The following is a 13,644-nucleotide window of genomic DNA, read 5'->3' as shown; positions in this document are numbered from 1 at the left end:
ACTCATGAGCAACGTAGACCTGCAACAACTGATTCAGGCGCTGGACGCCGAAACCCGTCGTGACCTGGAAAGCTCGGCCGAGCGCTGCGTCGCCCGTGGCGGCAGCAAGATCCTCGTCGAAGACCTGCTGCTGGGCTTGCTGGAGCGCCCGCAAGGCCTGCTCGCACGCGCGCTGCAAGATGCCGAAGTGGATGCCGGTGAACTGAGTGCCGCCCTGCAATCGCGGGTCGAGCACAGTGCCTCGCGCAACCCGGTGTTCGCCCCGGAACTGGTGCAATGGCTGCAAGACGCCTTGCTGGTGGCCAACCTTGAACTGGGCCAGACCCAGGTCGAGCAAGCAGCGCTGATCCTCGCGCTGTTGCGCAACCCGATGCGCTACGCCGGCAGCCGTTATCAGGCGTTGCTGGCCAAGCTGAACATCGAGCGCCTGAAAGAATTCGCCCTGTCGCAGAAAGAGCAACCGGCCAGCGGCAAAACAACCGTGCCTGGCGAATCGCTGCTGCAGCGCTTCACCCACAACCTGACCCAACAGGCCCGCGACGGCAAGCTCGACCCGGTGCTGTGCCGCGATGGCGCGATCCGCCAGATGGTCGACATCCTCGCCCGTCGGCGCAAGAACAACCCGATCGTGGTCGGTGAAGCCGGCGTCGGTAAAACCGCCATCGTTGAAGGCCTGGCTTCGCGCATCGCCGCCGGTGAAGTGCCGCAAGTACTGAAAGGCGTCGAGTTGCTGTCCCTGGACATGGGCCTGTTGCAGGCCGGTGCCAGCGTCAAAGGTGAATTCGAACGTCGCTTGAAAGGCGTGATCGACGAAGTCAAAGCCTCGCCAAAACCGATCATCCTGTTTATCGACGAAGCCCACACCCTGATTGGCGCCGGCGGCAACGCCGGCGGTTCCGATGCGGCCAACCTGCTCAAGCCAGCCCTGGCCCGTGGCGAGTTGCGCACCATCGCAGCCACCACGTGGGCGGAGTACAAGAAATACTTCGAAAAAGACCCGGCCCTGGCCCGTCGTTTCCAACCGGTGCAACTGCACGAACCGACCGTCAGCGAAGCGGTGACCATTCTTCGTGGTCTGGCTCAGGTCTACGAGAAGAGCCACGGCATCTACCTGCGTGATGACGCAGTGGTTGCAGCGGCGGAATTGTCGGCGCGTTACCTCGCCGGCCGTCAGCTCCCGGACAAAGCCGTCGACGTACTCGACACCGCCTGCGCCCGCGTTCGCATCAGCCTCGCTGCTGCCCCGGAAAGCCTGGAGCGCCTGCGTGGCGAACTGGCGGAAGGTGGCCGTCAGCGTCAGGCCCTGCGCCGTGATGCCGAGGCTGGTCTGCTGATCGATCACGAAGCGCTGGATGCTTTGGAAGCGCGTCTGGAAGAAGCCGAAGACGAAAGCGTCGCGCTGGAAGCCCTGTGGACTGAACAGAAGGAACTCGCCGAGCGCCTGCTGGACCTGCGTCAGCAACTGGCCAAGGCCCGGGTCGCGGTCGCCGTCGAACCGCCCGTCACGGTTGAAGAAGACGCCGAAGGTACCGTGATCGAAACCGTTGAAACGACCGTGGACGAAGCGCAAAGCGTTGAAACCCTGGAAGCCGCACTCAACGAAACCCACAAAACCCTGACGGCACTGCAAGTCAAAGAACGGCTGGTGAGCTTCGAAGTCTGCCCGCGTCTGGTGGCTGAAGTGATCAGCGCCTGGACCGGCGTGCCCTTGGCGCAACTGGCCCGTGAGCACAACGCCAAAGTCGCGAGCTTCGCCACCGATTTGCGTGTGCGCATCCGTGGTCAGGAACAAGCGGTCCACGCGCTGGATCGCTCGATGCGCGCCACCGCGGCCGGCCTGAACAAGCCTGATGCGCCGGTGGGCGTGTTCCTGCTGGTCGGCCCGAGCGGCGTCGGCAAGACCGAAACCGCGCTGGCCCTCGCCGATTTGCTGTACGGCGGTGATCGTTTTATCACCACCATCAACATGTCCGAGTTCCAGGAGAAGCACACCGTCTCGCGCCTGATCGGTGCGCCGCCAGGCTACGTCGGTTATGGCGAAGGCGGCATGCTCACCGAAGCGGTACGGCAGAAGCCGTACTCCGTCGTGCTGCTCGATGAAGTCGAAAAAGCCGACCCGGACGTGCTCAACCTGTTCTACCAAATCTTCGACAAAGGCGTGGCCAACGACGGCGAAGGACGCGAGATCGACTTCCGCAACACGTTGATCCTGATGACCTCGAACCTGGGCAGCGACCTCATCGCCGAACTCTGCGAAAACGGCGAGCGGCCATCGGCCGAAGTGCTTGAAGAAACCATTCGCCCGGTGCTGAGCAAACACTTTAAACCGGCGCTGCTGGCGCGGATGCGCGTGATTCCTTACTTCCCGGTCGGTGGTCCGGTGCTGCGCGAGCTGATCGAAATCAAACTCGGTCGTTTGGGCGAGCGCCTCAACCGTCGTCAGCTGGATTTCACCTGGTGCCAGAACCTCGTCGATCACCTGTCCGAACGCTGCACCCAAAGCGACAGCGGCGCGCGCCTGATCGATCATTTGCTCGACCTGCATGTGCTGCCGCTGGTGGCCGACCGCTTGCTCGATGCGATGGCCACCGGTGAAAGCCTCAAGCGCGTTCACGCAACGCTCGACGGCAACGCCAGCGTGATTTGCGAGTTCGCCTGAGGTGGGTGTGATGTTCACTCAAGTGCCGCAACCACTGGTCTATGCCGAAGCCTTGCTGGCGCAATTCGCCAGCTTGTCGCGGGCAGCGGACGGTGCTGCGCTGCTGGGTGACTTCGTGCGCGGTTTGGCCGAGCTCAGTGGTTGCGAGCTGACCCAGTTGTACCTGCTGGACGCGACCCACACTTGCCTGGGAATGAACGCCGAGTGCCTCAATGGCACCCTGCAACTCCAGGGCGCGGCGAGCCTGCCGGCGGATTACACCGGTGAACAACTGCTGCAATTCGCCCTGTGCCAGAACCGCGTGGTGTGCCTCGGCGAGTTGAGCGGCAGCCTGCACGAAACCAGTTTTCTGCCGCTGCAGGCCACACCTTGGCAGTCGCTGTTGTGCGTGCCGCTGGTCAATCAGCAGAAGGCTGTCGAAGGCTTGCTGCTGTGCGCCAGTCCTCGGCACATCGCCCTGCAAGGCTTTGCCGATTCCCTCGGGCAACTGGGGTCGTTCGTGCTCGGCCAATTGCATCTGCTGCAACGCCTGCGTCAGCCTGCAAGTGCTGCCGCGCCGGTCATGCGCGGTGCTCCGAGCGTCAGCGGTTATGGCTTGATCGGCAAAAGTGCGGCCATGCGCCAGACTTATTCACTGATCAGCAAAGTCCTGCACAGCCCGTACACCGTGCTGCTGCGCGGCGAAACTGGCACCGGCAAGGAAGTGGTCGCGCGGGCGATTCATGATTGCGGGCCGCGCCGTTCCCAGGCGTTCATCGTGCAGAACTGCGCGGCGTTCCCCGAGAACTTGCTGGAAAGCGAGTTGTTCGGCTACCGCAAAGGCGCGTTCACCGGCGCTGATCGTGACCGCGCCGGACTGTTCGATGCGGCCAATGGCGGGACCTTGCTGCTCGATGAAATCGGCGACATGCCGTTGTCCCTGCAAGCCAAGCTGTTGCGCGTCTTGCAGGAAGGCGAGATCCGTCCGCTGGGTTCCAACGACACGCACAAAATCGACGTGCGCATCATCGCCGCCACGCACCGGGATCTGGCGGTGTTGGTCAGCGAAGGCAAATTCCGCGAGGACTTGTACTACCGCCTCGCGCAATTCCCGATCGAGTTGCCGGCCCTGCGTCATCGCGAAGGCGACATTCTTGATCTGGCCCGGCACTTCGCCGAAAAGGCCTGCGCGTTTTTGCAGCGGGATGCGGTGCGCTGGTCCGAGGCGGCGCTGGATCACCTGTCCGGCTACGCCTTCCCCGGCAACGTGCGCGAACTCAAAGGCCTGGTCGAACGCGCAGTGCTGCTGTGCGAGGGCGGCGAGTTGCTGGCCGAACATTTTTCCCTGCGCATGGAAGCCATGCCGGAAGACAACAGCAGCCTGAATTTGCGTGAACGTCTGGAGCAGGTCGAACGCAGCCTGCTGCTCGATTGCCTGCGCAAAAACGACGGCAACCAGACCCTTGCCGCCCGCGAACTCGGACTGCCACGTCGCACCCTGCTTTATCGCCTCGGGCGCCTGAATATCAACTTGGGTGATTTCGATGGGTAGGCAAATGACCCTCGATTTCACCTTATTCGCTACTAACAGCGCCGCCCGAAAGGGTCGGCGCTTTGTACTTTGTCTACCTCTGGAGTCCCTCTGATGTCTGTTCGTCACTGGCAAGCCGTCCTGCTGACCCTCGTCGTTCTATGCGGCCTCGGCGGCTGCAGCGGCAATTACAAATTCAACGACAACACCTATCGCCCATTGGGTGATCCGCAGGCGGTCAATCGCGGCAAGTGACCGCAAGGAGCATCATCATGGAACTGGTTTTCGAAATGCTGAACACCAAGCAGTTCGTGCCCACGGATTTGTGCCAGAAGACCTTCAAGCAGGCCGGTGGCGTGATTGGCCGGGGCGAGGATTGCGACTGGATCATCCCGGACCGCAAGCGTCACCTGTCCAACCACCACGCGTTGATCAGCTACCGCGAAGGCACGTTTTACCTGACCGATACCAGCAGCAACGGTATTCAGGACAACGAAAGCGGCGCGCGCCTGCGCAAGGGCGAAGCCATGCGCATCGAGCACGGCAGCGTCTACGTGCTGGGTGACTTCGAGATCCGTGCGCGCCTGGTGCGCGACCCGGCGACCTTCGACGTCGAAGTCGGCCGTCCGCAGGCGGCGGGCAGCATCATTCCTGACGATGCGTTCCTCGACCTCGACCCGATGAACGCCCTCGACCAGCAAGAGCGCGTGTACTCGGAAATCGACGAACTGATCTCCCCGCGCAATGCCCCCGAGGACACCCGTCAACGCGCCGACTACGCGCGTATCGACATGGAAAGCCTGATGGTCCCGGAGCTGATCGACGCCCCGGCCGAACCTGCGCCAGCCCCGGCGCCGAAAGCCGTCGAGCGTCAGAGCGACGGTTTCTGGGAGCACTTCGGTGCGGCGCTGGGCGTGGACCTCAAAGGCCTCGACCACGACGCCCGCGAAGCTTTGGCGCTGCACGCTGCGCGTCTGCTGCGGCAGAGCGTCGGTGGTTTGCAACAGAGCCTGCGCACCCGCAGCGAGTTGAAAAACGAACTGCGCCTGGCCCAGACCCTCGTTCAGGGCAACCACAAAAACCCGCTCAAATTTGCCGTGGATCCCGGTGAAGCGCTGGAGATTCTGCTGCAGCCCAACAAACCGGGGCAGATGCCGGCCGAGCAGGCGATCTCCCGCTCGTTCCGCGATTTGCAGGCGCACCAGGTGGCCTTGCTGACCGCCAGCCGCGCGGCCGTTCGCGGCACGCTGGAACACTTCTCGCCCGAGCAGTTGACCTTGCGTTTCGAGCGCGACAACAAACCGATCCTGGCCACGTCCGGCAGCCGCTGGAGAGCCTACGGCCGTTATCACCAGGCCCTGCGCCAGGATGATGACTGGAGCGAACGCCTGCTGGCCCGCGACTTTGCCCAGGCTTACGAAGAACAGATCCGTCTGATTTCCACCCTACACACCGACCACCAAGGATGATGCGCATGTCTCGCTGCTCGACCGCTTTTTTCAAGACGCTGACTGCGCTGACAGCCCTGTTGCTGCTGGCCGGCTGCTCGTCGCTGTCGCCGTATTCCACCGTGACCAAACTTAACCTGAAGTTGACCGCCAGCGATCAGCTGAACCCGGACCTCAACGGGCGTCCGTCGCCGATTGTCGTGCGTCTGTTCGAGCTCAAGCACCCGGTGGCCTTCGAGAACGCTGACTTCTTCAGCCTGTACGAGCGCGCCAAGGAATCTCTGGCCCCGGACATGGTCGCCACCGAAGAGCTGGAACTGCGTCCGGGCGAAACCGTCGAGCTCAAGCTCAGCGTGGAGGAGGGCAGCCGCTACGTCGGCGTTCTTGCCGCCTACCGCGACCTGCCGGAAACCAAATGGCGCTACACGGTGCAAGTTACCCCGGTGGCACTCACCGAGGCTGACCTGACCCTCGACCAGGCCGGCATCCGCAACACCAATGAAACGCTCGCCAAGGCGGTTGACTGATCATGAACTCCCATAAAGTCATTTGGCAGGAAGGCATGTTGCTGCGTCCGCAGCACTTCCAGCACAACGATCGTTACTACGACCACCAGATGAAGACCCGCACCCAGTTGCTGGGCAGCTACACCTGGGGCTTCCTGAACCTGGACATCGACTTGCAGTTCCTCAACATGGGCAAACTGGTGATCAGCCAGGCCTCGGGGATTTTGCCGGACGGCAGCCTGTTCGAACTGGGCGGCAACACCGAGCCGTTGGCCCTGGACGTACCGCCGAACACCGGCAACACGCCAATCTACCTGGCGCTGCCGCTGGTCACCGGTAACCACATCGAAGCCCGTCGCCCAGAGCAATCCGACGTGCTGGCGCGCTTCACCGCGTATGAAGCGGAAGTCGCCGACTCCAACGCTGGCGACGACTCCGCCAGCCAGGTCAGCTGCGCCCGTCCGGACTTCAAACTGTTGCTCGGCGAGCAGCAGAGCGATCAGGCCTACGTGAAGCTGAAGATCTGCGAAGTGCTCGACACCACGCCCGACGGCGTGATCAGCCTCGACCCGGACTTCGTGCCGACCTACATCCAGGCGCATTCCTCCAGCTACCTGCTGTCGTGCCTCAAAGAAGTGATCAGCATGCTCGGCCACCGGGGCGACACCATCGCCGACCGGATCCGCTCCAACGGCAAGGTTGGTGGCGCGGAAGTCGGCGACTTCATGATGCTGCAACTGATCAACCGCACCGAACTGTTGCTGCGCCACTACCTCGGCCTGGAACAGGTTCACCCGGAAGAGTTGTACCGCACGCTGCTGACCATGCTCGGTGATCTGGCGACGTTCTCCAGCGACAGCAAACGCCCGCGCCTGGACAGCCGTTACCAGCACAGCGACCAGGGCGCGAGCTTCCGCAAACTGATGGAAGCGATTCGTCAGGTGTTGTCGATGGTGCTCGAACAGCACGCCATCGAACTGGTGCTGCAAGCGCGTCAGTACGGGATCATCGTCTCGCCGTTGCACGACCACAAACTGCTGGGCTCGGCGTCGTTCGTGCTCGCGGCCAGTGCCAACTGCGATTCCGAAGAACTGCGCCACCGCTTGCCGGCGCACCTCAAGGTCGGCCCGGTGGAGCGCATTCGCCAACTGGTCAACCTGCATCTGCCAGGCATCAAGGTCAAACCGTTGCCGGTGGCCCCGCGGCAGATCGCGTTCCACTCCAACAAAACCTATTTCATCCTCGAACTCAGTTCCGAAGACCTGGCACAACTCGAGCGCTCCGGCGGCTTCGCGTTCCACGTGTCCGGCGAATTTGCCGAGCTTGAACTGAAATTCTGGGCCATCAGGAACTGACCGAAATGATCAAGGACACGGAATACAACCAGGACGATAAAACCGTCCTGCTCGACCGCCAGGGCCACGGCCCGGCGCAGAGTCCGCTGACAGATTTCGCCGCACCGCCGCGTTTCGAACAGCTCGAAGAACGCATGATCTACGCCGCGCGTTTGCGCCCGGCCGAAGCGTTCAACATCAGCCTCAATTCGCTGGTGGCCGCCGCTTCCGACCTGTTGTCGGAAGTGGTGCGCCTCAAGCACAGCGACACCCGCGAAGACATGTACGCGCTCAACGAGCGACTGACTTCCGCGCTGAAGCTGTTTGAAGTGCGCGCGCTGCACAACGGCGCCGAAAGCAGCCAGGTGATGGCCGCCCGTTACGTACTCTGCACCGTGGTCGACGAAGCCGTCGTGACCACCCCGTGGGGCAACGAAAGCGAGTGGTCGCAGATGAGTCTGCTCAGCAGCTTCCACAACGAAACCTTCGGCGGCGAGAAGTTCTTCCAACTGCTGGATCGCCTGTCGAAAAACCCGGTCAAGCACCTGCCGATGCTGGAGCTGATGTACCTGTGCCTGTCCCTGGGCTTCGAAGGCAAGTATCGGGTGCAAGCCCGCGGCATGCTCGAGCTCGAAGGCATCCGCGACGCTTTGTATCGCCAGATTCGTCAACTGCGCGGCGACGTGCCCCGTGAGCTGTCGCCCCATTGGGAAGGCTTGAACGATCAGCGCCGCAGCCTGGTGCGCATCGTGCCGGCGTGGATGGTGGTGCTGTTCACCGTGGTGTGCCTGGTGGTGATGTATTCGGGTTTTGCCTGGGTACTGGGCGAGCAACGCGAAACGGTTCTGCAACCTTATCAGCAGCTAGATCCGGCCGCGGTCCAGCCGCAGTCGCAGCCGTAAACAGGGACGTGTGATGAAAAAGTTTTTCAAGAAAGTCGGCGCATTCTTGCGCAAGACCTGGGTCTGGACCTTGCTGGTGGTGCTGTTTGTCGCGCTGCTGGTGTGGTTCGTCGGGCCGCTGCTGGCGGTGGATGACTACAAGTTCTGGGAAGGTTCGACCTCCCGCCTGCTGACCATCAGTGTGCTGTTCCTGATCTGGGGCCTGACCATGGTCTTCGTCAGCTGGCGCGCTGGCGTTCGTAAGAAAGCCATCGAAGACACCGAAGACGGACAGGATCGTATCCGCCGCGAAGAGCTGATCGACGAAGAGCAGAAAGAGTTGAAGGTGCGTTTCAAAGACGCACTGAAAACCCTGAAGACTTCGAGCCTGTATCGTGGTCGCAGTGAGCGCTGGCGCAGTGATTTGCCTTGGTACCTGTTGATTGGTCCACAGGGCAGCGGCAAGACCAGTTTGCTGGACTTCTCGGGCCTTGAGTTTCCGATCAACAAGATCGATCGCAAACTGACCCGCGACACCCTCGGCACCCGTCATTGCGACTGGTACTTCGCCGACCACGGCGTGCTGATCGACACCGCTGGCCGCTACCTGACCCAGCCGGATGCCGAAGTCGATGGCAGCGCCTGGAGCACCTTGCTCGACCTGCTGCGCAAGCGTCGCCGCAACCGTCCGTTGAACGGCGTGCTGGTGACCATTCCGGTGGAAACCCTGCTGGGCGGCAGCGAGCAAGACCTTGACACCCTGGCTCGCCAGGTCCGTGCCCGTCTGCAAGACGTGCATCAGAAACTGCACGTCGACGTGCCGATCTATCTCGTATTGAGCAAGGCTGATCGCCTGCTCGGCTTCGACGAGTTCTTCGATCAACTGACCCGCGAAGAAAGCGATCAGGTGCTCGGCACCAGCTTCCGCAAAGAGCAGAGCGGCACCGATGTGGCCGTGTTGCGCGCCGAGTTCGAAGAACTGCTGCGTCGCCTGAACAGCCAAGTGATCATGCGCATGCACCAGGAGCGCGACACCCAGCGCCGTGGCCGCATCCTCGACTTCCCGCATCAACTGGGGCAGATCGGCGAGCGCCTGTGCCTGTTCGTCGACATGGCGTTCACCGGCAACCGCTACCAGCGAGTCAGCCAGTTGCGCGGTTTCTACCTGACCAGCGCACCGCACCTGACGCAAGAGATGGACCAGACCACCGCCGGCATCGGCGCCAATCTGGGGATGAATGCCGGCGTGCTGCCGACCCTGCGCAGCGGCCGTTCGCGCTTCATTCACCATTTGCTCAGCCGCGTAATTTTCCCGGAAGCCGACCTGGCGGGCCTGGACAAGCGCGAACGCAGCCGCATCCACTGGGGCCAGCGTGCTCTGTACGTGGGGGCGTTGGCGGCATTGGCGCTGTTCGGCATCCTGTGGGCTGGCGGTTTCTCCGCCAACTACGAGCGTCTGGAAAACCTGCGTAACCTGGCGCAAAACTGGACGCAATCGCGCTCGGCTCTGACCGCGCGTGACGATTCCATGGCCGTGCTCAAAACCCTCGACACCAGCTACGCGGCGACCCAGGTTTTCCCGAAAAAGGGTGACGTGAGTTACCACGAGCGCGGCGGTCTGTACCAGGGCGAAGAGTCCAACCCGGTGGTCAAGGCAGCCTACGAGCGTGAGCTTGAAGCGCAACTGTTGCCACGGGTCGCGACCCTGCTCGAAGGGCAGATCCGCGCCAACATGCAGGACCGCGAGCGCTTGCTCAACAGCCTGCGTGCGTACCTGATGCTGAACATGAAGGATCGCCGCGATGCAGGCTGGCTCAAGGATTGGGTCGCTACCGACTGGTCCCAGCGCTACGCCGGCAACACCGCGGTACAGAACGGTTTGAACACGCACTTCGAGCGTTTGCTGCAGCAACCGTTTATCTACCCGCTCAACGATCAACTGGTGGCCCAGGCGCGTCAGGTATTGCGTAGTGAGTCCTTGGCCAACGTGGTTTACCGGATGCTGCGCGAGCAGGCCCGCAACCTGCCGGAATACCGTTTGAGTCAACATATGGGCCCGCAAGCGGCGCTGTTTGTCGGCACCGACTACGTGATCCCGGGGTTCTACACCCAACAGGGTTATCAGCAATACTTCTCGATCCAGGGCTCGGCGCTGGTCACCGATATCCTGCGCGACAACTGGGTGCTGGGCGAAGGCTCGGGCATCAGCGGCATGGACTTGCGTCGCCTGATGGTCGAACTGGAGCAACTGTACTTCCGCGACTACGCCAACTTCTGGAGTGAAGCGGTCGGCCAGGTTGCCCTGCCACCGATCAACGAATTCAGCGAAGGCGCCGAGCAACTGGCGGGCCTGACTTCGGCCAACTCGCCAGTGCTGCAACTGCTGGTGGAAGTGCGCGAGAACACCCGGTTCCCGGCAGAAGCCGAACCGGTTGATCAGGCGGCGGATGCCGCCGGCGCACTGGCTGATCAGAAGGGCAAGTTGGGCAAAATCGGCAAACTGGCGTCGGCTGCAGCGGACAAGGCCTCGGACATGGCCGCGACCAAGAACCTGCCGGACACCGCGAAGAAGTCCCTGCAACGGCGCTTCGAACCGCTGCACCGTTTGCTGGATGACAACAACGGTCCGGCCGCTGATTTGACCCCGGCCCTGACCGCGCTCAACGACCTGCAATTGCAAGTGGCCAGCCTGGCTCGTGCCAGTTCGCCGGAGCAGGCGGCGTTCGAAATGGCCAAGACCCGCATGGGCGGCCAGCGTGATGCGCTGAGCAACCTGCGCAATGCGTCCAACCGTTTGCCGCGTCCGGTCAGTGTCTGGTTCAACGTGCTGGCCGAAGACACCTGGCGTCTGGTGCTCAACGATTCCTACGCGTACCTGAACCAGCGCTACCAGAGCGAGCTGTATAGCTTCTACGGTAAGGCGATCAACAAGCGTTATCCGTTCAGCGCCCACAGCACCAGCGACGTGGCGATCAGCGACTTCCGCGAGTTCTTCAAGGCTCAAGGCATCAACGACCGCTTCTTCGAAACCTACATGCGTCCCTTCGTCAGCGGCGATCCGGGCAACTACCGCATGCGCAGCGTCGATGGTCACAGCCTGCCGATCTCCAAGGTCTACCTCGACCAGATGGCGGCGGCGCAAACCATTCGCCAGAGCTTCTTTGCCGAGAACCCGGCCGAGCCGCAAGTGCAATTCAAACTGGAGCCGTACACCCTCGACCCGGCCGTCAGCCGTTCCGAGTTCAAGTTTGGCGACAAGACCATCGAATACCGTCACGGCCCGATCGTGCCGGTGTCGTTCAAATGGCCGACCGATGCTGAAGACGGTCGCACCAGCCTGGTCCTCGACAAAATGGCCGGCCGCCCGATCGGTATCGAGAAGAACACCGGCCCTTGGTCGCTGTTCCGTCTGTTCGACCTGATGCAGACCGAGTACCTGAACGGTCGCGACGTGCTGGTGCTGAAAGCGGACGTGGGTGGCCTGCGCGCCAACTACCTGCTGTCGAGCCAACGCACGCCGAACCCGTTCGACATGGGCGTGCTGCGGACCTTCCGTATGCCGGTGCAACTCTGATGCAGGTTGCCAGTCCCTGGCGCAGCGCTGCGCGCACCGATCCGGGCAAGGTTCGGGCGCGCAACGAAGATGCCTTCCTCGACTCGCCACAGCAGGGGCTGTGGGTGGTCGCGGACGGCATGGGCGGTCATCAGGGTGGCGACATCGCCAGCCAGTTGATCGTCGCCAGCCTGGCGGAATTGCCGGTGCAGGACGACTTCGACGAACGACTCAAGGGCATTCGCCAGTGCTTGCACTGGATCAATCGCCGCTTGGGTCAGGAGTTGACCGTCACGGCCGGGCGCCACGACAGCATCATGGGCAGCACCGTGGTGGCGCTGCTGGTGGAAGGCAGTCGCGCGGCCTGTATCTGGGCCGGCGACAGCCGTTGCTATCTGTGGCGTGGCCAGCGCTTGTATCAGCTGTCCAAGGACCATTCGCTGCAACAGCAACTGATCGACGAGCAAAATATGAGCGTCGAAGACGCCCGCGCCCATCCATCGGCCCATGCCCTGACCCGTGCGGTCGGGGCGGCCGATGTGCTGACGCTGGACGTGCTCGAACTCGAGGTTTACCCCGGCGATGCGTTCCTGTTGTGCAGCGACGGTTTGTACCAAGGGCTCAGCAGCGATGCCTTGGGCAACGCCCTGAGCCTGACCGCGCCGCACGTTGCGCTGGAGCGTCTGTTCGATGGCGCTTTGCGTGGCGCGGCCCGGGACAACTTGACTGCTGTGGTGATCCGCCAATGACTGAACTCATGCGACCGATCGACGACCTGCTGGTGAGCGAAGAGCAGGACAACAACCTGACCTACTTTGCGTTCGCCAAATCTCATCAGGCGGAACCTGCACTGGCGCCAACACGGGCCAGCGTCGGCGAATTGCCCGACGTGCTCGCAGGCCGTTACCGCATCGAGCGCCTGCTCGGTGCCGGTGGCATGGGCGCGGTTTACCGCGCACGGGACTTGCTGAGCGAACAGTTCGGCGATCCCGACCCTTACATCGCGCTGAAAATTCTCAGCGAAGAATTTGCCGAATCGCCGGACGCCAGTGCCTTGCTCTACAGCGAGTTCGCCCTGACCCGACGCTTGCGCCACGACAACGTGCTGCGCTTTCACACCTTTGAAGTCGACACCGACTGCCAGCGCGCCTTCATCACCATGGAACTCATGCGTGGGCTGACCCTGGACAAATTACTCTGCGAGCGGCCTCTGGGCCTGCCGTGGAAAGAACTGCGCGACATCGCGCTGCCGCTGCTCGACGCGCTGGCCTACGCCCACGCTCGCGGCGTGCTGCACGGCGACATGAAACCGAGCAACGTCATGCTCAGCGAAGAAGGCGTGCGCCTGTTTGACTTCGGCCTCGGCCAGGCCGAAGAGGGCATCCTGCCCGGCCTGCCACACCTGAGCCGCAGCCGCTTCAACGCCTGGACCCCCGGCTACGCCGCCCCCGAACTGCTCGAAGGCCAGCCGCTGACCGCCAGCGCCGACGTCTACGGCGTCGCCTGCGTGCTCTACGAACTGGCGGGCGGCAAACACCCGTTCCGCCGCTTGCCCTCGACCCAGGCCCGCGACGAACGCCTGGAGCGCGAACTGCATGCACCGAAAAATCTACCGAAACACTGCTGGCCAGCCCTGCGCAACGCGCTGACCTTCAACGCGGCTGATCGTACGGTCAGCGCCGCTCAATTACGCGACGCCATGGGCGCCACTTCGTCCTGGCTGCAACGCCTGCGACTATCGGCGTAACGGATG

Annotated in this window: 10 protein-coding genes; all 10 read left to right on the top strand. The window is 62.6% G+C overall.

The genetic code is table 11. The features are described from left to right. Positions 1 to 4: 4 nt before the first annotated feature. The 10 genes from tssH to ACA071_RS31080 all read left to right on the top strand — a co-directional run bounded on the left by tssH (position 5) and on the right by ACA071_RS31080 (position 13,638). Positions 5 to 2,659: a type VI secretion system ATPase TssH gene (gene tssH, locus ACA071_RS31125; protein ID WP_497642493.1), complete on the top strand. Its 2,655-nt coding sequence runs from the start codon at positions 5 to 7 to the stop codon at positions 2,657 to 2,659. 10 nt (positions 2,660 to 2,669) lie between these two features. After that, positions 2,670 to 4,190: a sigma-54 interaction domain-containing protein gene (locus tag ACA071_RS31120; protein ID WP_497642492.1), complete on the top strand. Its 1,521-nt coding sequence runs from the start codon at positions 2,670 to 2,672 to the stop codon at positions 4,188 to 4,190. A 93-nt stretch (positions 4,191 to 4,283) separates the two neighbouring features. Next, positions 4,284 to 4,424 carry a hypothetical protein gene (locus tag ACA071_RS31115; protein ID WP_008030659.1) on the top strand — a complete coding sequence of 47 codons (141 nt, stop codon included), beginning with the start codon at positions 4,284 to 4,286 and terminating at the stop codon, positions 4,422 to 4,424. 17 nt (positions 4,425 to 4,441) lie between these two features. Then, complete coding sequence (gene tagH / locus ACA071_RS31110; RefSeq protein WP_497642491.1) at positions 4,442 to 5,638, top strand: type VI secretion system-associated FHA domain protein TagH; 1,197 nt, start codon at positions 4,442 to 4,444, stop codon at positions 5,636 to 5,638. Positions 5,639 to 5,643: 5 nt separating this feature from the next. Continuing rightward, positions 5,644 to 6,144, top strand: a complete 501-nt coding sequence (gene tssJ / locus ACA071_RS31105; protein ID WP_497642490.1) for a type VI secretion system lipoprotein TssJ — start codon at positions 5,644 to 5,646, stop codon at positions 6,142 to 6,144. A gap of 2 nt (positions 6,145 to 6,146) precedes the next feature. Then, positions 6,147 to 7,478, top strand: a complete 1,332-nt coding sequence (gene tssK, locus ACA071_RS31100; RefSeq protein ID WP_429513207.1) for a type VI secretion system baseplate subunit TssK — start codon at positions 6,147 to 6,149, stop codon at positions 7,476 to 7,478. Positions 7,479 to 7,483: 5 nt separating this feature from the next. Further along, positions 7,484 to 8,359, top strand: a complete 876-nt coding sequence (gene icmH / locus ACA071_RS31095; protein ID WP_427630967.1) for a type IVB secretion system protein IcmH/DotU — start codon at positions 7,484 to 7,486, stop codon at positions 8,357 to 8,359. Positions 8,360 to 8,372: 13 nt separating this feature from the next. Beyond that, positions 8,373 to 11,912 carry a type VI secretion system membrane subunit TssM gene (tssM, locus tag ACA071_RS31090; RefSeq protein ID WP_497642489.1) on the top strand — a complete coding sequence of 1,180 codons (3,540 nt, stop codon included), beginning with the start codon at positions 8,373 to 8,375 and terminating at the stop codon, positions 11,910 to 11,912. Next, complete coding sequence (locus ACA071_RS31085; RefSeq protein WP_497642488.1) at positions 11,912 to 12,640, top strand: PP2C family protein-serine/threonine phosphatase; 729 nt, start codon at positions 11,912 to 11,914, stop codon at positions 12,638 to 12,640. Before tssM ends, ACA071_RS31085 begins: the two co-directional genes overlap by 1 nt. Then, entirely contained in the window at positions 12,637 to 13,638 is a 1,002-nt protein-coding gene (locus ACA071_RS31080) for a serine/threonine-protein kinase (RefSeq protein ID WP_497642487.1), read from the top strand. Before ACA071_RS31085 ends, ACA071_RS31080 begins: the two co-directional genes overlap by 4 nt. Positions 13,639 to 13,644 lie beyond the last annotated feature (6 nt).

The sequence above is a fragment of the Pseudomonas sp. LBUM1646 genome (assembly GCF_059716165.1).
The sequence above is the reverse complement of the archived record's forward strand: the minus strand, read 5'-3'. Positions and strand labels throughout refer to the sequence as shown.